The sequence below is a fragment of the Arthrobacter sp. D2-10 genome (assembly GCF_054161285.1).
Genome location: NZ_CP096431.1, coordinates 1,358,709 through 1,377,941 on the forward strand (window position 1 = coordinate 1,358,709; position 19,233 = coordinate 1,377,941).

A 19,233-nucleotide genomic window follows, 5' to 3' on the forward strand; every position below is an offset into this window, starting at 1 on the left:
AATGGTGAGCACATCCGCCGAAGCAGCACTGTCCGCACGTTCGCGTCTGTCCGGCCTGCCCTTCACCAAGGGACACGGGACGGGCAATGACTTTATCCTCGTTGCTGATACCGACGGATCCGTGGACCTCACCGCAGCTGACGTGGCGGTTGCCTGCGACCGGCACCGGGGCATCGGCGCTGACGGGCTCATCCGGGCGGTGCCGTCGTCGTACCTTCCCGAGGGCCGCGCCCTGCTTGAGCAGGCTCCGGACGCGCAGTGGTTCATGGACTATCGCAATGGTGACGGTTCGGTGTCCGAGATGTGCGGTAACGGAGTCCGCGTCTTCGTTCACTTTCTGGTCAGCAGCGGCCTGATAGACCTGCCGGAAGGCGCCGTCGTGGCCGTGGGAACGCGCGGCGGCGTGAAGCGGGTCGAACGTTCCGTGGACGGTTACTCGGTGGACATGGGAGCCTGGGAGTTTATCTACCCCCGGGCAGCCGCTGAGCGTGCCACGGATTCGCTCGTGGACGCCGATGGACTTCAGGTTGCCCGCCCGGGCCTGTCCATCAGCATGGGTAACCCGCATACGGTCGTCGCCCTCGCCGAAATTGCCGAACTGCGCGCAACTCGCCTCTTTGACGCCCCCGTCGTGAACCCTGTGCCGCCGAACGGTACCAACGTCGAATTCGTGGTCCCGCATGATCCCCTGATGCACGACGGCGTGGGCCAGGTCAGCATGCGCGTCCACGAGCGCGGTGTAGGAGAAACGCTGTCCTGCGGCACCGGTGCCTGCGCGGCGGCGGTTGCCACCCGTTTCTGGGCCGGCGAGGATGCCCCGGACATCTGGAGCGTTACCGTCCCGGGCGGGACCGTGGGCGTGCGATTCGCGCCCAGCGTCGGTGGCTCGGAGCACGTGCACCTCAGCGGGCCGGCTGTCCTGGTGGCCAACGGGGTCTTCGCCTAACCGTCGTGCGCGTCAGCGGCTGCGTTTGACACGCAGAACGCGGAAGGATTTCGCGGTCGCTGCACGATCGACGTCGTACCCGGCTGGAAGCTCTGTGCCCAACCATCGCTGCAATGAATCGGCTCCCAGGTTCTTCTGCACTACGAGCCACGCGGTTCCGCCCGGTGCAAGGCGCGGAAGCCACTGCAGGAGCAGCTCGTGCAGGGCCTCCTTGCCGATGCGGATCGGAGGATTAGACCAGATCGTGTCAAAGGAGATGTCCGGGTCGACGTCGTCGGGCAAGGTAGCGGTGAGGTTGCCCAGGCCCAGCCGGCGGGCATTTTCTTGTGTCAGCTCCAGCGAGCGCTCGTTGACATCGACCGCGACGACGTTCGCGTCAGGCGCCTGAATCGCCATGGTGAGGGCGATCGGCCCCCACCCGCAGCCAATATCAAGCAGATTGGCACCCCGAGGGGACGGCACCTCCGACAGCAGGATGGCCGTGCCCTTGTCCACCCCATCAGGGCTGAAGATGCCGCCTGACGTCACCAGTTCCCGTTCCTTGCCGGCAAGGGTCACCCGCAGCGGACGGCGGCGATCCGGTCCGGAGGGGGCGGCGCTGAAGTAGTGCTGCGAATCCATAGTGTTCAAGCCTAATGCGCATGGCGAAGGCCAGGTGTCTCAGAAGACGGGCTGCCACTCTTCGCGCTCAGAGAATCTTCCCCACACAGCTGCGGCAACGGACTACCATGGAAAGACACTTACCAAGGGAGAGTATGACCACACATCACGGAGCGTCGGCGACGCCCGAGCCGGAGATGGGCCCGGATGAGATTCAGGCCGTCATCGACCGGATCCTTGCCAAGGACCCCGCATCGTCCAGCGCTAGCAGCGCACCCCGCCGTTTCGGCAGCGGGCCCCAGAGCCGGGCACAGGCGCTGTCGGACCTCGACGAGGAGCACACCGAGTATGACGGTGAGCAGCAGGACCTCGAGGAGCGGCGTGCATTGCGGCGCGTGGCAGGCCTGTCCACGGAACTCGAGGACGTCACCGAGGTCGAGTACCGGCAGCTGCGTCTCGAACGCGTCGTCCTTGCAGGCATCTGGACTGAAGGCACCTTAGAGGAAGCCGAAAACTCCCTGCGGGAACTCGCTGCGCTGGCAGAGACGGCGGGATCGGAAGTGCTTGACGGCATCATCCAGCGACGCTTGAAGCCTGACCCGGGCACGTTCCTGGGGGCCGGTAAGGCCGAGGAGCTGAAGAGCATTGTGATGGCAACCGGCGCGGATACCGTTATCGTCGACAGCGAACTGGCGCCATCCCAACGCCGCGGACTGGAAGATGTCGTCAAGGTCAAGGTGATCGACCGGACGGCCCTGATCCTCGACATCTTCGCCCAGCATGCGAAGTCCCGTGAGGGTAAGGCGCAAGTGGAGCTCGCGCAGCTTGAGTACCTCCTTCCGCGGCTGCGTGGGTGGGGTGAATCGATGTCCCGCCAGGCCGGTGGCCAGGTCGGTGGTGCCGGAGCAGGCATGGGCTCCCGTGGTCCCGGTGAAACCAAGATCGAACTGGACAGGCGTAAGATCCGCACCCGAATGGCCAAGCTCCGGCGCGAAATCGCAGGGATGAAGCCGGCGCGTGAGACCAAGCGAGCCAACCGCCGTCGTCATGAGGTTCCGTCCGTGGCCATTGCCGGGTACACCAACGCGGGTAAGTCTTCGTTGCTGAACCGGTTGACGGACGCCGGCGTCCTGGTGGAAAACGCGCTCTTCGCAACCCTGGATCCAACCATCCGCCGGGCTCAGACGCCGGATGGGCTTGAGTTCACTCTTGCGGACACCGTCGGATTCGTCCGGTCTCTTCCTACCCAGCTGGTTGAGGCCTTCCGGTCGACGCTCGAGGAGGTCGCTGACGCTGACCTGATCCTTCACGTCGTTGATGCCTCGCACCCCGACCCTGAGGGTCAGATCGCTGCGGTCAGGGAAGTTCTGACCGAGGTCGACGCCCGCAAGGTGCCGGAGATCGTCGTCCTCAACAAGGCCGACGCTGCGGATCCTTTCGTCCTGGAACGCCTTCGGCAGCGGGAACCGCGGCACGCTATCGTATCGGCCCGCACCGGTCAGGGAATCGACGAGCTGCTGCACCTGATCAGCCAGGCGATTCCGCGTCCCAGCGTGAAGCTGACCCTGTTGGTGCCCTACCAGCGCGGCGAGATCGTCAGCCGGTTGCACCAACCAGATGCGGAAATCCTCCGTCTGGAGCACGTCGAAGACGGTACAGAGGTTGAGGTCATGGTCAGGGAGGGCCTGGCCGCAGAATTGGAGCCGTTCGTCAAGCATGGCTAAGGGGAACGTAAGTCCCCTTCAATTGCTCGATTCCGTCGTGGAAGCGATGGGCGGACAGCAGCGCAGCGGGCAGCATGAGATGGTGCGTCATGTCGAGGAAGCTATCGACAGCGGCACCCACCTACTGGTGCAGGCCGGCACCGGAACGGGTAAGTCACTGGCCTATCTCCTGCCGCTCATTGCGCACGCGGTCAAGAGCGACACGACCTCCGTTGTATCAACGGCGACCCTGGCACTGCAGGCGCAAATCGTCAATCGCGACCTTCCCCGGCTCCTTGACACCCTGCAGGGAGCCCTGCCCCGGCCGGTGAATGTGGCTCTGCTCAAAGGCCGAAGCAATTACGTCTGCAAGCACAAGACTGCGGGGGGCTTTCCCGACGAGGACGACTCCGGCGCCTTGTTCTCCCTGGACGGAGACGCCGCTTCACCGCATCCGTCGGCCGGCCCCAGTACACCGCTGGGCCGTGAGATTGTCCGGTTGCGGGAGTGGGCTGAGGAGACGGACACCGGGGACCGGGATGAACTTCTTCCCGGCGTGAGCGACCGCGCCTGGCGCCAGGTCTCCGTGTCGAGCATGGAGTGTCTCGGAGCGCAGAAGTGCCCGGTCGCTGAGGAATGCTTCAGTGAGCGGGCGCGGGAGAAGGCCGGGCAGGCGGACATCGTCATCACCAATCACGCTCTGCTGGCGATCAACGCATTCGAGGGGCTTGCAGTACTGCCCGAGCATGATGTGGTGGTCATCGATGAGGCGCATGAATTACACGACCGCGTCACCTCGGCCGTATCCGGTCAGCTGTCAGGGGCTCTGATCGGGGCGGCCTCGTCCGCAGCGAGGCGTCATCTGAGCGCCAGCACGGACACCCTGCAGGCGGCACAAGCGGCCTTCGAGCTGGCCTTCGACGCCCAGCCCACCGGGCTGATGGCCGGCGGCCTCAGCGAGCAGCAGGAACTCGCCCTCGTCCAGCTGCGGGAAGCCTGCCGCCTGGCACTCTCCGAGTCGAGTTCGGACGGGGCGGCCCAGTCGGCCGACGGCGGACGCCAAATGGCCCGTTCCCGCCTGCTGATGCTGCTGGAGCTATCCGAGCGGATGGTTGCAGCAGGCGGCGCGGGTGAAGTGCTCTGGGCCCATCGACCGAGCACCTTCACGCCCGGCTCGGGCTATTCCTCCGCGGATGATTCTTCGCCGGCGACAATCAGCATCGCCCCTCTTTCAGTTGCCGGCCGGCTGAGGCGCGGCCTGTTCGAGGACCATACAGTCGTTCTCACCTCCGCGACCCTGGCCATCGGCTCCGAGTTCGGGCCTGTTGCCGGTTCTTTGGGGCTAACGGGAGAGGGCGCTCCTTCGTGGACCGGCGTCGACGTCGGCAGCCCGTTCGACTATGCCCGGCAGGGAGTTCTGTACGTTGCCAAGGACCTGCCGAAACCCGGCAGGGGGACCTCGGAGGAACAGCTGAACGAACTCGTTGCCCTCATCACGGCTTCCCGCGGCGGAGCGCTCGGATTGTTCTCGTCCCGTCGCGCCGCGGAGGAGGCAGCCGACGCTCTGCGCACGCGGGTGGACGTCGAGATACTGTGCCAGGGAGAATCCTCCATGTCGGCACTGGTTAAGCAGTTCTCCGAAGAACCGGACACCTGCCTATTCGGCACTATGTCACTGTGGCAGGGCGTTGATGTGCCCGGAAGTTCCTGCAGGCTGGTGACGATCGACCGTATACCTTTCCCCCGGCCGGACGATCCGCTGATGACTGCCCGGACGCGGGCAGTTGCCAAGTCGGGAGGAAACGGGTTCATGCACGTCTCGGCTACGCATGCGGCCGTCCGCCTCGCTCAGGGTGCCGGCCGCCTGATCCGGGCGCACGACGACCGGGGGATGGTGGCCATTTTGGATTCCCGTCTTGCAACGGCCGGCTATGGGGGCTTCCTGCGATCCGCACTGCCGCCTTTCTGGCCGACGACCGACAGGGCAACGGCACTCGCCGTTCTCTCCCGGCTGGCCGCGACGCACGCCGCCTAGGTCCAGGGCTGCCGGAGCGGCCGGTCAGAGGGCGCGCATCACCGATACGACTTTGCCCATGATCGTGGCGTGGTCCCCAAGAATCGGCTCATAGCTGGTGTTCTGCGGCAGAAGCCAGGTATGGCCGTCCCGCTGCCGAAAGGTCTTCACGGTCGCCTCGTCGTCCAGCAGCGCTGCCACCACGTCACCGTTCTCGGCGTTGCTCTGCTTGCGGACCACCACCCAGTCCCCGTCGCAGATAGCGGCGTCGATCATGGAGTCGCCGGAGACGCGCAGCATGAAGAGGTCCCCATGGCCGACGAGTTGCCGGGGGAGAGGCATGACGTCCTCCACTACCTGGTCCGCCAGGATCGGGCCGCCTGCGGCGATGCGTCCGACCATCGGAACCATGGCCGCGTCAACAGCAGACGCCGCCGGTTCTTCCATCGAGCCGGAGTCGGGCAGCACACGCGATGAACTCTCTCCCAGGGTGAGGGGAAGAAGTATCTCCATTGCCCGGGGCCGCTTTGGATCGCGCCGGATATAACCCATGCGCTCAAGCTGGGCCAGCTGGTGAGTCACGCTCGACAGGCTGGCGAGACCGACGGTGTCTCCGATTTCCCTCATGGATGGCGGGTAGCCGTGTGCAGCCACGCTGCGCTGGATTGTTTCGAGGATTTTCGTTTGCCGGGCTGTCATTCCCTTGGGCGTGGCCCTGCCCCGCGGCCGTCCGCGTCCGCGCTTGACGTCGGTCGGCGGTACCTCCGTGATGTCCCCTGCCGCGTTGAGATCTGCCACGAGAATGCATCCCTTCCCTCCGGCGGGACCCGGCCCTCCGGCTCTCCAACCTGTTTTGTCAGTGGTGGGTGATGAGCTGGTCTTCGAAAGCGGCCGCGCCCTCACCCTTTCCAGCAACGCTAGGGGAGAGGGAACGTCTTTTCAAACATTTGTTCGAGCGAGTCTCGACAATATTAGTTCAAAGATGCTAAGAATAAACCCAGAGGAATAGAACACAGGTTCGAATAAAGCTTGTGGGACTCCGCACAAGAAGAAAGGTGGACGCCATGTCGACGCTCCATTTTGCAGGATCAGCTCCTTCGCTTAGCTTCAACATCGCTTCCCGTCCCGGGGCCGGCAAGCCAGTTCGCCTGCACCTGACGCGCCGTGGGTGGATCGTGCTGGTAGCCGTGCCGCTTGCTCTCCTTGCCGCAGCTGCGCTCATTGTCGGCTCATTCTTCACCTCGCAGGCTCAGGCCACCGGCGTTGGCGGCGCCGTCTCGGACACCGTGCGGGTCAACGTCGCCTCCGGAGAGACCCTCTGGGCGTTGGCAGCCGAATATGCACCCGAACGGGATCCACGTGCGGTTGTCCAGGAGATCGTCGAGCTCAATGCTCTGGCATCCTCAACCGTGCAGGCTGGCCAGTCCCTGCATATTCCAGTGGACGCCCCGTAGCCCAGGCAGACATGCTTCGCGCAGGTGGGGTGACGTAACCGGCGTAACACGGCAACAGGTCGCACGGTGCGATTCTGCGTTGCGGATCGAGCGGCCTTAAACTCGGGTAGTGACCGATCAGCTTGAACGCCTCAGCCGCCTGCCGATTCGAGAGAACCTGAGGGGCCTCCGGCCATACGGAGCTCCCCAGATCGATGTTCCGATCCTGCTGAATGTCAACGAGAACACCCATGGCGTCCCGGAAGACGTCCGCGTTGCAATAGTCGAAGCGGTACAAGAGGCAGTAGCTGGCCTCAATCGCTACCCGGATAGGGAGTTCACCCTCCTGCGGGCGCACCTGGCCATGTACCTCGGTCACGGCCTTGGTCCAGACAACATCTGGGCGGCCAACGGGTCCAATGAAGTTTTGCAGCACATATTGCTTGCCTTCGGCGGACCGGGGCGAAAGGCCATCGGCTTCCCGCCCACTTACTCGATGTACCCGTTGCTCGCCGGATCCACCGGCACCGAGTATCTGACGGGCGCCAGGGGAGACAGCTTCAACCTCGATGCGCAGTCGACCGCGGAGGAGGTTGCTGCTACTGGAGCGAACATTGTTTTCCTGTGCAGCCCGAACAACCCAACCGGCACCGCCCTCTCACTCGACGTTGTCGCAGAGGTCTATGACGCCGGCGAAGCAGCGCAGTCGATCGTGATCGTCGACGAGGCATACGCGGAGTTCTCGCACACCGGCACACCGAGCGCCCTCGAACTGCTCCCCGGCAGGGAGCGGCTCATCGTCTCAAGGACCATGAGCAAGGCGTTCGCCCTGGCCGGAGCCCGCCTCGGTTATCTGGCGGCGGCCCCCGAGATCGCGGACGCCCTTCGCCTGGTGCGGCTCCCATACCATCTGTCCGCTATCACCCAGGCCACAGCAGTCGCAGCACTGACCCACTCCGCAAAACTGCTCGCAAACGTGGACGAGATCAAGCGCCAGCGGGATCGCATCGTGTCCGGGCTTACCGAGCTGGGACTTCCGGTCGCGCCGTCGGATTCAAACTTCGTCCTCTTTGGAGGCCTTCAGGATCCGCAGGCTGTATGGCAGGGTCTCCTCGACGCCGGAGTACTTATCCGGGACGTGGGTATACCGCAGCACCTGCGCGTTACCGCGGGTACCCAGGAGGAAACCTCCATCTTCCTCAAAACCCTCGAATCCCTGATCCGGCCGAGCGTCTCCTAAACTAGACCGGGATGCACGCACGGCGCATAGCCCGTTGCGTTGCCGTTACAACCGTAAGGACCATCCATGACCGCGGAAGCTACCGCACTACGCGCTGCCCGACGGGAGCGGACCACGAGCGAATCGTCGGTCTTCGTCGAAGTCGACCTGGACGGCTCCGGCCGCTCCGAAATCAGCACCTCTGTCCCGTTCTACGACCACATGCTGACGGCTCTCGCAAAGCACTCGCTGATCGACCTCACCGTCAGGGCCACCGGGGACACCCACATCGATGTCCACCACACGGTCGAGGACGTCGCTATCACGCTCGGTGAAGTGCTGCGCGAGGCGCTCGGTGACAAGGCGGGAATCCGCCGCTTCGGTGAGGCGACCGTACCGCTCGACGAAGCCCTCGCCAACGCCGTTGTCGACATCTCGGGACGCCCGTATCTTGTGCACAGTGGTGAACCTGCGGGTCAGGAGTATCACCTCATTGGAGGACACTTCACCGGCTCCCTCACTCGTCACGTCTTCGAGGCCATCACGCTGCACGCCCAGATTTGCCTGCACATGACCGTGCTTGCCGGCAGGGATCCCCACCACATCGTCGAGGCACAGTTCAAGGCCTTCGCGCGGGCCCTGCGCGCTGCCGTTGAGCCGGATCCCCGGGTAACGGGAATTCCGTCCACCAAGGGAGCGCTATGAGTGCGCCCAAGGTGACAGTCCTCGACTACGGCTCGGGAAACATCCGCTCCGCAGTTCGGGCGCTCGAGCACGTCGGCGCAGAGGTCACTCTGAGCGCCGCTGCCGATGACGTGCTCAACGCAGACGGACTGGTTGTGCCGGGTGTTGGTGCCTTCGCCGCCGTCATGCAGGGACTGAAGGACGTTGACGCGCTGCGAATGATCGGCCGCAGGGTCGCCGGTGGCCGGCCGGTTCTCGGCATCTGTGTCGGCCTCCAGATCTTGTTCGAGGAAGGCGTGGAGCACGGCGTGCGCACCCAGGGCATGGGGGAGTGGCCAGGTACCGTTGAGCGCCTCAAAGCTGACGTGGTGCCGCACATGGGCTGGAATACGGTCGAGCCGCCGGCCGAATCGGTACTGTTCGAAGGCATCGAGGAGGAGCGTTTTTATTTCGTGCACTCCTACGGCGTGCAGGAATGGAACTTCGACGTCAACCAGCCGGCCATGCGTCCTCCGATGGTCACCTGGTCAACGCATGGTGGCCGGTTCATTGCCGCCGTGGAGAACGGGCCGCTCTCCGCCACACAGTTCCACCCGGAGAAGTCCGGAGACGCCGGAGCCCAGTTGCTGCGCAACTGGACCGGGAGCCTCCGCTAACCATGTGGAGCGTGATTCTGATGGGGTTGGCCGGGCTCCTGATCGGCGGTGTTGTTTCGTTCCACCGGCAGGGGATGCCGCGAAGCCTCACCATCAGTTTCGGAATTCTCGCCGTCATGGCCCTGCTTGCTGCTTACCTGCTGACCCTCACCCCGTAACCGTCCACTGCGACGGCACCCAAGACCTGAACAAAGGACGTGCATGAGCCCCTTCACCGAATCACCCATCCTTGAACTGCTACCCGCCGTCGACGTCGCTGACGGTCAGGCGGTACGCCTGGTCCAGGGCGCCGCAGGCAGCGAGACGAGCTACGGCGACCCCTTGGATGCTGCCCTGCAGTGGCAGAACGACGGCGCCGAATGGGTTCACCTCGTGGACCTCGACGCTGCCTTCGGCCGGGGATCAAACCGTGACCTGCTCGCCCGTGTCGTCAAGGAACTGGACATCAAGGTGGAACTCTCCGGCGGCATCCGTGACGACGCGTCGCTGGAGCAGGCCCTTGAGCTCGGAGCAGAGCGCGTGAACCTCGGTACCGCTGCCCTGGAGAACCCTGTCTGGACCGCAAGCGCCATTGCCCGCTACGGTGACGCCATCGCCGTCGGCCTCGACGTTCGGGGGACCACGCTCGCAGCCCGCGGCTGGACCGAAGAGGGCGGTGACCTCTGGGAGGTGCTCGCCCGTCTCGACGACGCCGGGTGTGCCCGCTACGTAGTCACCGACGTCACCAAGGACGGAACGCTGCGCGGTCCGAACATCCAGCTTCTCCGCGACGTCCTGGAGAAGACCCAGCGTCCGGTCGTGGCATCCGGCGGTATCTCCAGCCTTGAGGATCTGGCCGCTCTCCGGCAGCTGGTCCCGGACGGACTGGAAGGCGCCATCGTGGGCAAGGCCCTGTACGCAGGAGCTTTCACCCTCCCGCAGGCGCTCGACATCGCAGGGCACCCGGAACGCTGACCATGACGGAGCGCAGGCTTCCGGCCCATATCGAGGCGGCGCTGAACGGGAACGTCGCTGACTCGGCAGGGCGCCCCTGGAAGGGCAGGGACCTCTCCGGGGGCGGCAATCCCCTGCACGCATTCGATAAGGACGACGGCGCTGTCCCTGCTACGTACGCCGCTGCACTGCGCGACCTGGTGAACGGAGCCGTGGATGAGACGGCGGTCGTTCGGGCGCTGGCCACGGTGCGGGTCTTCGTGCCGGTGGTTGCCCAGTTGGGCGGGCAGGAGGCCGAGGCGCCCACGGACGGACACCATCACGACGGCGACAAGGAAGCCGACATGGCGCTGGTCGCCATCAAGTCCCCGGACGGCAGAAGTGTCCTGCCCGTCTTCACGTCCACGGGGCACCTTGAGCGTTGGCATCCGGAGGCCCGCCCGGTCGCTGTGTACGCAGCCCGGGCGGCTCTTGCAGCTGTGGCCGAGAACGCGGATCTGATGGTGGTGGATCCTGGTGCTGAGGTGACTTTCGTCGTCCGTCGCCCGGCGTTGTGGGCCTTGGCCCAGCAGAAGGAATGGTCGCCGTCGTATGCTGATCCTGATCTCGCCCGGCTGGTCAGTGAGGCAGTCCCTCCGGACGGACGCATCACCCGCGTCGAGCTGGCGCCCGGTTCCGGCGTTTCGAGCCGTACCGCTGACGGTAGAGTAGTGCGCGGCGGAGGTGCCGGCCCGGAGCTACGGCTGACCCTCGCTCTGGAGGCAGGCCTCTCGCAGGAGGACGTCCGCTCCACCACGGCGGCTTTCCAAAGCCGTCTCCAGCAGTTGCAGGAGTTCGTGGAGCGGGTCGACTCGCTCGAAATCCGGCTCACGCGTTGACCATTCACGCGGATGAGCCCGCGTGAAAGATGAAAAACGTTGAACTTTTCCGTATACCGGGACCTGTTGAGGGTTGTCCCGGTGCGCCGCCTATTGATCGTCGGCATGATCGCGCGCTTCCCACACTCGGCCGCAGGAGTTCTCCTGACGCTGCACGTGGTGCAGTCTCTCGGTCGTGGTTACGCGGAGGCTGGAGCTGTCGCGGCCGTGATGACCATCGGTATCGCGGTGGGTGCGCCGTGGCGGGGCCGGCGGGTGGATACCGCGGGCCTGCGCGTGGCCCTGATTCCTTCCGTGATAGCCGAAGCCGTCATCTGGTCGGTGGCTCCCCACCTCACCTATGAGTGGCTGTTGCTGGCGGCCCTGGTGGGCGGGATCTTCACGCTCCCCGTGTTCTCCGTAGTCCGGCAGTCCCTGGGCGTACTGGTGAGCGGCGATTCGCGCCGTACCGCATTCACCCTTGATGCTGTAGCCACCGAAGTGATCTTCATGGGAGGGCCGGCTCTCGGAGCTGTCCTCGCGACGCAGGTATCCACGGTCTTGGGGCTGACGGTCGTCGGCATCTCCACCGCTGTGGCGGGCCTGCTCCTGATCTGGTTCAACCCGCCCACACGCAGCTCCCAGCCGGGCGCGGCTGCCGCGACGCCCTCTGCCGAGCAGGATGACCGGGCAGCCGTGGACGTGCTCGTGGCGTCCGCACCGGCACATGTCAGCGAAGCATCAGCCGAACTCGTGCCGGGAGCCCGGCCCGCCCGGACGGCTCGGGCGCGTAGCCGGGTGGCACACAGTTTCGCGTGGCTCACCCTTCCGGTGGCAGTGGTCATGATCGTCGCAGCGGGGGCCGGTCTTGTCCTGGCCGGGACCGACGTCGGAATCATCGCCGTGCTGGAGAGCGACGGGCGCGCGTTCGAACTCGGATGGGTCTTCCTGGCCTGGTGTTCCGCCTCCGTGGTGGGCGGCCTGGTCTACGGGGCAATGCACCGGCCGCTGTCCCCGTTGGTTCTCCTGCTCCTGATGAGCGTGCTGACCATTCCCATGGGTTTTGCCGACAGCACGGTGGTCCTCGCCCTGCTCTCAATCGCGCCGGGACTGTTGTGTGCCCCGGTGCTCTCGGCGGCGTCCGAGCAGATCGCCGACCTGGTCGCCGAGGAACGCAGGGGAGAGGCGATGGGCTGGTACGGATCAGCCCTGACGTCCGGCGTGGCGCTGGGGGCACCCCTGGCGGGCCTGATGATCGACTCGGTGGGACCCTGGGGTGGGTTCGTCGCAGTGGGGACGGCGGCCGCCGCCCTGAGCCTGAGCTGCCTGGTGGCACAACAGGTACGGCGGCGGCGCTCCGCCTGAGGGCCGCCGTCAGTCAGTTGACCGGGGCCCGCCCCTGTACTCCTGCTAGTTGACCGGTCCGGTGAACTTCTCGCCGGGGCCCTGACCGGGCGCGTCGGGGATGAGGGATGCCTCGCGGAAGGCAAGCTGCAGGGATCGCAGTCCGTCGCGCAACGGTCCTGCGTGCTGGCTGCCGATCTCGGGCGCCGCAGCGGTGATGAAGCCGGCCAGCGCGGTGATCAGTTTCCTTGCCTCGTCGAGGTCCTTGTAGGTTTCGGCATCGGAACCCTCGGCGAGTCCGCACTTGACGGCGGCTGCGCTCATCAGATGTACCGCGGACGTGGTGATGACCTCGACTGCCGCAACCTCGGCGATGTCCCGAACATGATCCGACGCCGAGCCGGAGGCGGCCCGCGTCTCCTCCGGGGACTGGAAGGTGTGACGGGAGGCTTCGGGATTACTGTCTGCTGTGCTCATGCTGGTAAGCTTGTCACAGACCAACTGAGGGTCGTTATTTTTTATGGCCGGGAACGGCATGAAAAAGATCACCAGTATGCAAGCGGAGTCCTCTCCCACCCGCGATTGCCGCCGTTGCCCTTGAGGCAGCTACAGGCAGCCGGGTTCCAGGTCGGTGCTCAGGCATTCCCCTATGGATGTGCCATGCACTGATGCTCGAGGCCTTCGATTGCGCATGCGATTGGAGGCCTTCTCCTTTTGCAGGCGGTCCAGGTTTTCAACGGACATCAGGAGCAGCACATTAGCGAGCCAAGAATCAATGATCGTATCCGCGTCCCAGAGGTGCGGTTGGTAGGCCCTGCGGGCGAGCAGGTTGGAATCGTCCGTATTGAAGACGCCCTCCGCCTCGCCGCTGAGTCCGACCTTGATCTTGTTGAGGTGGCACCTCAGGCCAAGCCCCCGGTTGCCAAGCTCATGGATTTTGGTAAGTACAAGTACGAAGCCGCGGTCAAGGCGCGCGAGGCGCGCAAGAACCAGACCAACACGGTGCTGAAGGAAATTCGTTTCCGGCTGAAGATCGACACCCATGACTACGAGACCAAGCGCGGCCATGCCATTCGCTTCCTCGGAGCCGGGGACAAGGTCAAGGCGATGATCCAGTTCCGTGGTCGCGAGCAGCAGCGTCCTGAGATGGGCATCCGCCTTCTGCAGCGCTTCGCGGAGGATGTCGCCGAGGTCGGCGTAGTCGAGTCCACGCCGCGCATCGACGGTCGCAACATGGTGATGGTCATTGGCCCTGTGAAGAACAAGGCCGAGGCAAAGGCTGAAGCGCGCCGCGCGGCACAGCGTGCTGAGTCGAAGGCAGCGAACGAGTCCTCCAAGGGCAAGGTCGACACCACCGGGCAGGCACCGTTGACTCAGAGCCTCGGGGATCTGCTTCCTGAGGAACTGCGTGCTGCGTCGTTGACCTCTGCTCCGGAATCCGCTGTTGAGCCCGAAGCTGTTGAGACGGTTACCGAAGCTCCGGCAACGGAGCCAGCAGCGACTGAGCCTTCCGCCGCCGCGGCTGCCGCTCCGAAGGCGTCAGAGGTTGAGCCTGAGCTCGCCGAGGTGAAGCCTGAAGCTGCAGCGCCCAAGCAGGCGGCAGCTCCCAAGCGGGAGACAGCTCCAAAGCAGGCGGCGGCACCCAGGCAGTCCGCTGCGCCAGCACCGGCTCCAGCGCCAGCGCCAGCACCGGCTCCAGCGCCAGCACCGACTCCGGCCGCAGCGCCGAAGCCGGCTGCTACCCCGAAGCCTGCCGCAATGCCCAAGCCGGCGGCAACGCCGAAGCCGAGGCCCGCGGCTGCACCGAAACCAACCGGTAAGGCGGCGCCCAAGGGCACGCCAAGCCGTCCGAAGCCGTCCGGCTCCAACTAGGAGCCGGCTGCCGCCCCGGCAGCGAGGCAACACGTAAGCACCGCAGTTCGCTGCGGGTACCGCAAAGAGCCGCCGGCAAAGTGCCGGCGGAGACCAAAGGAGATCGGTTTCCATGCCGAAGATGAAGACACACAGTGGCGCCAAGAAGCGCTTCAAGCTGACGGGTAGCGGAAAGCTCAAGCGCCAGCAGGCCAACCGCCGTCACTACCTGGAGCACAAGCCCTCCACCCTGACGCGCCGTCTGGCCAGCGACCAGATTGTCTCCAAGGCGGACACCAAGGTCATCAAGAAGATGCTCGGCGTCTAACACAGCACCCCCTACCACTTCCGGACACCCTGAGTATCGGCTGTACTGCCGCAGGGATACGCGTTCGGACGATCTAACTAAGGAGTACGCACGTGGCACGTGTGAAGCGGGCGGTCAACGCCCACAAGAAGCGTCGGGTTATTCTCGAGCGCGCCAAGGGCTACCGCGGTCAGCGTTCGCGCCTGTACCGCAAGGCAAAGGAGCAGCTGCTCCACTCGTTCGTCTACAGCTACGGTGACCGCCGGAAGCGCAAGGGCGACTTCCGCCGCCTCTGGATCCAGCGCATCAACGCTGCCTCCCGCGCCAATGGCCTCACCTACAACCGCCTGATCCAGGGCCTCAAGGCCGCAGGCGTTGAGGTTGACCGTCGCATGCTGGCCGATCTGGCCGTGACCGACGCCAACGCTTTCGCAGCCCTCGTGCAGATCGCGAAGGACGCACTGCCGTCCGACACCTCTGCGCCGGTGCAGGCCTAGCCAGCGCTTCGCCGGTTTCCTCAGCCGGCCATCAATTCATGAGTACATCCGAACGCCCCCAGGCACCGCTACTCAGCAACCCCCGATCCGATCGGGTTCGCGAATTAGCCAAGCTTGCGGGGCGTTCGGCGCGTCTGAGGCAGGGGCGCTTTCTCGCCGAGGGGCCTCAGGCGGTTCGTGAAGCTCTTCGTCTTCATCAGGAGCGGCTCACCGCAGAGCAGAGCGGTGTCGTGGATGATGTGTATCTAACCGCGGAAACCCTGGAACGCTATCCGGAGTTCGGCTCTGTGGTACCGGTGCGCATGGTGACAGCCGAAGTCCTCGCTGCCATGAGCTCCACCGTGACTCCACAGGGCGCTGTCGCAGTCTGCAGATTCATTGACTCCCCGCTTGCCACTGTGCTCGAGCGCCGTCCGCGGCTGATAGCAGTGCTCGTAGAGGTTCGGGACCCGGGAAATGCCGGGACCATCCTCCGCGCAGCCGACTCCGCGGGTGCTGATGCCGTGATATTCACAGCGGGCAGCGTCGACATCTATAACCCGAAGGCCGTGCGATCGACGGTGGGCTCGCTCTTCCACCTCCCCGTAGTGGTCGGTGTTGAGACCCAGGATCTCCTCGCTGAACTGGCCGGGCGCTCCATGACGACGCTGGCCGCTGATGGGTACGGTGACTGGAACCTTGACGAGCTCCAGGACGCGAGCGCTGCCCGGCGGCTGGCGCCGTCGTCTGCGTCCGCACAGGAGGAACAGTCTCCATCTCCCTTACTGGAGGCTCCCACCGCCTGGCTCTTCGGCAACGAGGCGCAGGGCCTGGGCCCGGACGTCCTGGCCAAGGCCGACTACCGGGTGTCGGTTCCTGTCTACGGACTTGCTGAGAGCCTCAATGTGGGAACGGCGGCAACAGTCTGCCTGTACGCTTCAGCCCGCGCTCAACGGGGCTGAAAATTCCTCGCCACGCACGCCTGCGGAGGATGCAATCAGCGGGAAACCGTCTGCAGGACGGTTTCCGCCGTCGTATTCTTCCGGTCCATGCGCCCGCTCAAGAGGGCTACGCCGAGGCCGAAGGCGGCAAGGACCGCACCAACCAGGGCCGGGGCGGTGTACCCCCACCCCAGCGCGATGACTGCACCGCCGAGGAACGCGCCGAGGGCATTGGCCGTGTTCAGCGCCGCATGGTTCATTGACGATGCCAGCGACGGCGCATCAGGCGAGACATCCATGAGGCGGACCTGAAGCGACGGAATCAGCGACGAGCCGATCGCTCCGACCAGGAAGACAAAAAGCAGCGCGGTCGGCGCCCATTGAACCGCAAAGGCGAAGACCAGAAGGCACGCCGAGATACTTCCCATCACCCAGTAGATGGTTCCCAGGACCGAGATGTCTGCGAGCCGCCCACCGACGATGTTTCCGGCAACCATGCCCAGCCCGTACAGGGCGACGACGATCGGCAGCAGGGACTCGGAGACGCCGGCCACGTCAGTCATGGTCGGCGCGATGTAGGTGTAGACGGCGAAGAATCCACCGAACCCGACGGTTCCGATGAGCAGCGTCATCCAGACCTGGCCGCGCTTGAGGGCGCCGAGTTCGCGGGTGATGCTCGCGCCGTCGCGCACGTCCTGGTGTGGGACGAAGCGGGAGATCAGCAGCAGCGTGAGGACCCCGATCAGGCCAACGAGGATGAACATGGTCCGCCAGCCGTACTCCTGCCCCAGCCAGGTGGCGAAGGGAACGCCCACAACGTTGGCCACGCTCAGTCCCATCATGACCATGGCGACGGCCTGAGCACGGCGGGTCGGAGCGGACAGGGATGCGGCAATCACCGCTGCGACTCCGAAGAAGGCGCCGTGCGGCAATCCGGACACGAAGCGTGAGACCAGCAACCAGCCGTAGTCGTCAGCTATGTAGGAGGAGAGGTTGCCGGCCGTGAACAGCGCCATGAGAGCCAGCGCAACCCGCTTATGCGGCAGGCGTGCTCCGAGAGTCGACAGCACCGGTGCGCCCACCACGACGCCCAGCGCGTAGGCGGAGATGACATGACCGCCGGCCGGGATGTCGACTCCGAGGTCGGCGACCATGTCGGGAAGGAGGCCCATGATGGCAAACTCCGTGGTGCCGATTCCGAACCCTCCGACGGCAAGGGCAAGAATCGCCAGCAAAAGGTTGTGCTGTTGCGGGCGCTGGGTGGGAAAAGCAGGCACGGGACTCATTTCGACGTCGGGACGCGCCCGTCAGGCGCTCGTGTGGTGGCCGCGCATCGTTGAGCAGGAAAGGTGAGCAGGGAAATCGGTCATCTTCGAAACGGCATAACGCGCTGACGCTCCGGTTTATTCATGGAGCTTCTCGTTGCTGCCCACACGCAACCGTCTCGTGGCTGGCTACTACGCCCGCAACGCGCCCTTCCACTTTACGGGTCCGAGACCGAATCGATGCCAAAACGACTTCATCGCGAACCGTCCGCGGCATCGGCATCGGCTCTAAACTTGGACCGGCACGAGGAGCGCGGAGCCATGGATGAGACATCCCCAAACCCTGTAATTTTCCCCAGAACGTCCCGGAATCTTTCTCGGAAAACGTATGACGGCAGGTCGCCCGCGCCGCCGTCGATCGTCCGAAGGACCGTCACCACCTGCCTGATGACCGTCAGCCTGGTTCTCGGCATGCTCGGAACGACGCTTCCCTCGGCGCACGCAGCCCCCCTCTTCGGGCACGACATCTCCTGGCCTCAGTGTTCGACGGCACAGGGCGGCTTCGGGTTGCCCCTTCCGCCGCCTGCCTCCCAGTTCGTCATCATCGGGCTGACGCGAGGGCTCGCGTTCACGGAGAATCCTTGTCTGGCCGACCAGGTCGCCTGGGCCCGCACCAACGGGAAACCGGCACACGGCTACGCCATGGGCACCTACCCGACCACGGCGCAACTGAACACCTACGGGACGCAGGGGCCGTGGTCGTCCGCCACCCATGCCGGCAGGCTTTCCAACGTCGGTTATTCCGAAGCCCGCTTCGCTGTCCAGAGCATGACCCGGGTCGGCTTCCGACCGCCGGTGGTATGGATCGACATCGAGCCTCGCCCGGCACAGCCCTGGCCGGCCGCCACCGCTGCCCAGCGGTTGGACAACAGGTACCTCATCGAAGGCCTGATGCGCGGACTGCGCGACTCAGGCTTCGCTTACGGCTTCTACTCCTACACAGCTGGCTGGCAGGAGATCACGGGCTCCTGGCGGCTGAGCGGTGTCCCTGTGTGGGCGACGGCGGGCACACTCGACTATCCGACCGAGGCCCTCGACCGGTGTTTCCAGCCCAGCTTTTCTGCCGGCCGCGTCTACATCTCGCAGTGGTACGACAATGTCCGCGATTACGATCGCACCTGTGAACCGTACAACTTCACCCCGCTGGCCATCCCTGCCTCGACGTTGTCCGGCTCCACCGCCGAGTTCAACGGCGACTGGCGAAACGACCTGCTGGCCCGGGTCGGGTCAACCGGTGAGCTGCGGCTGTACGCAGGCACCGGCCTCGGGCGTCTCAACCCGGGAGTGACGATAGGCACAGGCTGGGGGGTCTTCAATGCGCTCGAGACGGCCGGGGACTTCAACGGGGATGGCCCTTCCGACGTCGTCGCGCGTGAAGCGGCGACCGGGGTGTTGTGGCTGTACCGGGGTAACGGCACCGGAGGATGGCTTCCACGACTTCGCGTGGGAAGCGGCTGGAATGCATTCAACAGCATCGTCGCTCCGGGCGACTTCAACGGGGACCAGCGCGTGGACCTGCTGGCCCGGGACCGGGCAACCGGTGTGCTGTGGCTCTACGCCGGCAACGGCACCGGAGGCTGGTTGCCTCGTGTACGCGCGGGAATCGGCTGGAACGGATTCAACGCCATCGTTGCACCGGGTGATCTCAACGGGGACCGCAACAGCGACATCCTGGCACGGGACGGCGCCGGCAACCTGTGGCTCTACCCGGGCAATGGCTCCGGCGGATTTCTCCCGCGTATCCGGGCGGGTCACGGCTGGACCCCCATGACCGCGATTGTCGGAGCCGGGGACCTCAACGGTGACCGTCTTGCTGACATCGTCGCCCGCGACCCCGGCGGTGCCCTCTGGCTCTACCCGGGCAACGGCCGTTCAGGATTTTTTCCGCGGACTCCCCTGGGAACGGGCTGGAACGGACTCAACGCCATCTTCTGACAGGGGCAC

At 65.2% G+C, this 19,233-nt stretch carries 20 protein-coding genes; 16 read left to right on the top strand and 4 right to left on the bottom strand.

Annotated features, from left to right (window positions below):
* The first annotated feature begins 1 nt into the window (after position 1).
* Entirely contained in the window at positions 2-946 is a 945-nt protein-coding gene (gene dapF / locus M1D74_RS06330) for a diaminopimelate epimerase (RefSeq protein WP_458116868.1), read from the top strand.
* Between the two features lie 12 nt (positions 947-958).
* Here dapF and M1D74_RS06335 read toward each other — a convergent pair whose 3' ends face one another.
* Complete coding sequence (locus M1D74_RS06335) at positions 959-1,567, bottom strand: class I SAM-dependent methyltransferase (protein WP_458116869.1); 609 nt, start codon at positions 1,565-1,567, stop codon at positions 959-961.
* 134 nt (positions 1,568-1,701) lie between these two features.
* Here M1D74_RS06335 and hflX point away from each other — a divergent pair, with 134 nt between their 5' ends.
* Together hflX and M1D74_RS06345 are read left to right on the top strand one after the other, a co-directional pair.
* Positions 1,702-3,270, top strand: a complete 1,569-nt coding sequence (gene hflX / locus M1D74_RS06340) for a GTPase HflX (RefSeq protein WP_458116870.1) — start codon at positions 1,702-1,704, stop codon at positions 3,268-3,270.
* Positions 3,263-5,284 carry an ATP-dependent DNA helicase gene (locus M1D74_RS06345; RefSeq protein WP_458116871.1) on the top strand — a complete coding sequence of 674 codons (2,022 nt, stop codon included), beginning with the start codon at positions 3,263-3,265 and terminating at the stop codon, positions 5,282-5,284. The genes hflX and M1D74_RS06345 overlap by 8 nt, the downstream gene beginning before the upstream one ends.
* A 24-nt stretch (positions 5,285-5,308) precedes the next feature.
* Here M1D74_RS06345 and lexA read toward each other — a convergent pair whose 3' ends face one another.
* Positions 5,309-5,962: a transcriptional repressor LexA gene (gene lexA / locus M1D74_RS06350; RefSeq protein ID WP_458117153.1), complete on the bottom strand. Its 654-nt coding sequence runs from the start codon at positions 5,960-5,962 to the stop codon at positions 5,309-5,311.
* 365 nt (positions 5,963-6,327) lie between these two features.
* Here lexA and M1D74_RS06355 point away from each other — a divergent pair, with 365 nt between their 5' ends.
* The 8 genes from M1D74_RS06355 to M1D74_RS06390 all read left to right on the top strand — a co-directional run bounded on the left by M1D74_RS06355 (position 6,328) and on the right by M1D74_RS06390 (position 12,410).
* Positions 6,328-6,717 carry a LysM peptidoglycan-binding domain-containing protein gene (locus M1D74_RS06355; protein WP_458116872.1) on the top strand — a complete coding sequence of 130 codons (390 nt, stop codon included), beginning with the start codon at positions 6,328-6,330 and terminating at the stop codon, positions 6,715-6,717.
* A 109-nt stretch (positions 6,718-6,826) separates the two neighbouring features.
* The gene (locus M1D74_RS06360) at positions 6,827-7,936 is read left to right on the top strand and encodes a histidinol-phosphate transaminase (RefSeq protein ID WP_458116873.1); all 1,110 of its coding nucleotides are present in this window, start codon (positions 6,827-6,829) and stop codon (positions 7,934-7,936) included.
* Between the two features lie 66 nt (positions 7,937-8,002).
* Positions 8,003-8,620, top strand: coding sequence for an imidazoleglycerol-phosphate dehydratase HisB (gene hisB / locus M1D74_RS06365; RefSeq protein WP_458116874.1), 618 nt, complete (start codon positions 8,003-8,005; stop codon positions 8,618-8,620).
* Complete coding sequence (gene hisH, locus M1D74_RS06370; protein ID WP_458116875.1) at positions 8,617-9,255, top strand: imidazole glycerol phosphate synthase subunit HisH; 639 nt, start codon at positions 8,617-8,619, stop codon at positions 9,253-9,255. Before hisB ends, hisH begins: the two co-directional genes overlap by 4 nt.
* Before the next feature lie 2 nt (positions 9,256-9,257).
* Complete coding sequence (locus M1D74_RS06375; protein ID WP_309071432.1) at positions 9,258-9,413, top strand: hypothetical protein; 156 nt, start codon at positions 9,258-9,260, stop codon at positions 9,411-9,413.
* Positions 9,414-9,456: 43 nt separating this feature from the next.
* Positions 9,457-10,209 (top strand): bifunctional 1-(5-phosphoribosyl)-5-((5-phosphoribosylamino)methylideneamino)imidazole-4-carboxamide isomerase/phosphoribosylanthranilate isomerase PriA, encoded by a 753-nt coding sequence (priA, locus tag M1D74_RS06380; protein WP_309071433.1) that lies wholly within the window; start codon positions 9,457-9,459, stop codon positions 10,207-10,209.
* A gap of 2 nt (positions 10,210-10,211) precedes the next feature.
* Complete coding sequence (locus M1D74_RS06385; RefSeq protein ID WP_458116876.1) at positions 10,212-11,066, top strand: SseB family protein; 855 nt, start codon at positions 10,212-10,214, stop codon at positions 11,064-11,066.
* 39 nt (positions 11,067-11,105) lie between these two features.
* Positions 11,106-12,410 carry an MFS transporter gene (locus M1D74_RS06390; RefSeq protein ID WP_458116877.1) on the top strand — a complete coding sequence of 435 codons (1,305 nt, stop codon included), beginning with the start codon at positions 11,106-11,108 and terminating at the stop codon, positions 12,408-12,410.
* 45 nt (positions 12,411-12,455) lie between these two features.
* On the opposite strand, the gene M1D74_RS06395 is transcribed toward M1D74_RS06390, so the two are convergent.
* Complete coding sequence (locus M1D74_RS06395) at positions 12,456-12,866, bottom strand: DUF1844 domain-containing protein (RefSeq protein ID WP_309071436.1); 411 nt, start codon at positions 12,864-12,866, stop codon at positions 12,456-12,458.
* Positions 12,867-13,187: 321 nt separating this feature from the next.
* Here M1D74_RS06395 and infC point away from each other — a divergent pair, with 321 nt between their 5' ends.
* The 4 genes from infC (at position 13,188) to M1D74_RS06415 (ending at position 15,985) form a co-directional block, all read left to right on the top strand.
* Positions 13,188-14,261: a translation initiation factor IF-3 gene (infC, locus tag M1D74_RS06400; RefSeq protein WP_458116878.1), complete on the top strand. Its 1,074-nt coding sequence runs from the start codon at positions 13,188-13,190 to the stop codon at positions 14,259-14,261.
* Positions 14,262-14,373: 112 nt separating this feature from the next.
* Positions 14,374-14,568, top strand: a complete 195-nt coding sequence (rpmI, locus tag M1D74_RS06405) for a 50S ribosomal protein L35 (protein ID WP_026545492.1) — start codon at positions 14,374-14,376, stop codon at positions 14,566-14,568.
* A 92-nt stretch (positions 14,569-14,660) separates the two neighbouring features.
* Positions 14,661-15,044, top strand: coding sequence for a 50S ribosomal protein L20 (gene rplT / locus M1D74_RS06410; protein ID WP_299165291.1), 384 nt, complete (start codon positions 14,661-14,663; stop codon positions 15,042-15,044).
* Positions 15,045-15,082: 38 nt separating this feature from the next.
* Entirely contained in the window at positions 15,083-15,985 is a 903-nt protein-coding gene (locus M1D74_RS06415) for a TrmH family RNA methyltransferase (RefSeq protein ID WP_458116879.1), read from the top strand.
* A gap of 35 nt (positions 15,986-16,020) precedes the next feature.
* Here M1D74_RS06415 and M1D74_RS06420 read toward each other — a convergent pair whose 3' ends face one another.
* Positions 16,021-17,241, bottom strand: a complete 1,221-nt coding sequence (locus M1D74_RS06420; RefSeq protein WP_309071438.1) for an MFS transporter — start codon at positions 17,239-17,241, stop codon at positions 16,021-16,023.
* A gap of 435 nt (positions 17,242-17,676) precedes the next feature.
* Between M1D74_RS06420 and M1D74_RS06425 the strand changes: the two genes are divergently transcribed.
* Complete coding sequence (locus M1D74_RS06425) at positions 17,677-19,224, top strand: FG-GAP-like repeat-containing protein (protein ID WP_458116880.1); 1,548 nt, start codon at positions 17,677-17,679, stop codon at positions 19,222-19,224.
* The last annotated feature ends 9 nt before the right edge of the window (positions 19,225-19,233 follow it).

What these genes read in the sequence shown, in the direction of transcription:
- hflX (WP_458116870.1), top strand. Translation starts at nt 1,702, where the DNA reads ATGACCACACATCACGGAGCGTCGGCGACGCCCGAGCCGGAGATGGGC.
- dapF (WP_458116868.1), top strand. Translation starts at nt 2, where the DNA reads ATGGTGAGCACATCCGCCGAAGCAGCACTGTCCGCACGTTCGCGTCTG.
- M1D74_RS06375 (WP_309071432.1), top strand. Translation starts at nt 9,258, where the DNA reads ATGTGGAGCGTGATTCTGATGGGGTTGGCCGGGCTCCTGATCGGCGGT.
- hisH (WP_458116875.1), top strand. Translation starts at nt 8,617, where the DNA reads ATGAGTGCGCCCAAGGTGACAGTCCTCGACTACGGCTCGGGAAACATC.
- M1D74_RS06345 (WP_458116871.1), top strand. Translation starts at nt 3,263, where the DNA reads ATGGCTAAGGGGAACGTAAGTCCCCTTCAATTGCTCGATTCCGTCGTG.
- M1D74_RS06395 (WP_309071436.1), bottom strand. Translation starts at nt 12,866, where the DNA reads ATGAGCACAGCAGACAGTAATCCCGAAGCCTCCCGTCACACCTTCCAG.
- M1D74_RS06335 (WP_458116869.1), bottom strand. Translation starts at nt 1,567, where the DNA reads ATGGATTCGCAGCACTACTTCAGCGCCGCCCCCTCCGGACCGGATCGC.
- M1D74_RS06415 (WP_458116879.1), top strand. Translation starts at nt 15,083, where the DNA reads ATGAGTACATCCGAACGCCCCCAGGCACCGCTACTCAGCAACCCCCGA.
- lexA (WP_458117153.1), bottom strand. Translation starts at nt 5,962, where the DNA reads ATGACAGCCCGGCAAACGAAAATCCTCGAAACAATCCAGCGCAGCGTG.
- priA (WP_309071433.1), top strand. Translation starts at nt 9,457, where the DNA reads ATGAGCCCCTTCACCGAATCACCCATCCTTGAACTGCTACCCGCCGTC.
- hisB (WP_458116874.1), top strand. Translation starts at nt 8,003, where the DNA reads ATGACCGCGGAAGCTACCGCACTACGCGCTGCCCGACGGGAGCGGACC.
- M1D74_RS06355 (WP_458116872.1), top strand. Translation starts at nt 6,328, where the DNA reads ATGTCGACGCTCCATTTTGCAGGATCAGCTCCTTCGCTTAGCTTCAAC.
- M1D74_RS06425 (WP_458116880.1), top strand. Translation starts at nt 17,677, where the DNA reads ATGACCGTCAGCCTGGTTCTCGGCATGCTCGGAACGACGCTTCCCTCG.
- M1D74_RS06385 (WP_458116876.1), top strand. Translation starts at nt 10,212, where the DNA reads ATGACGGAGCGCAGGCTTCCGGCCCATATCGAGGCGGCGCTGAACGGG.
- rpmI (WP_026545492.1), top strand. Translation starts at nt 14,374, where the DNA reads ATGCCGAAGATGAAGACACACAGTGGCGCCAAGAAGCGCTTCAAGCTG.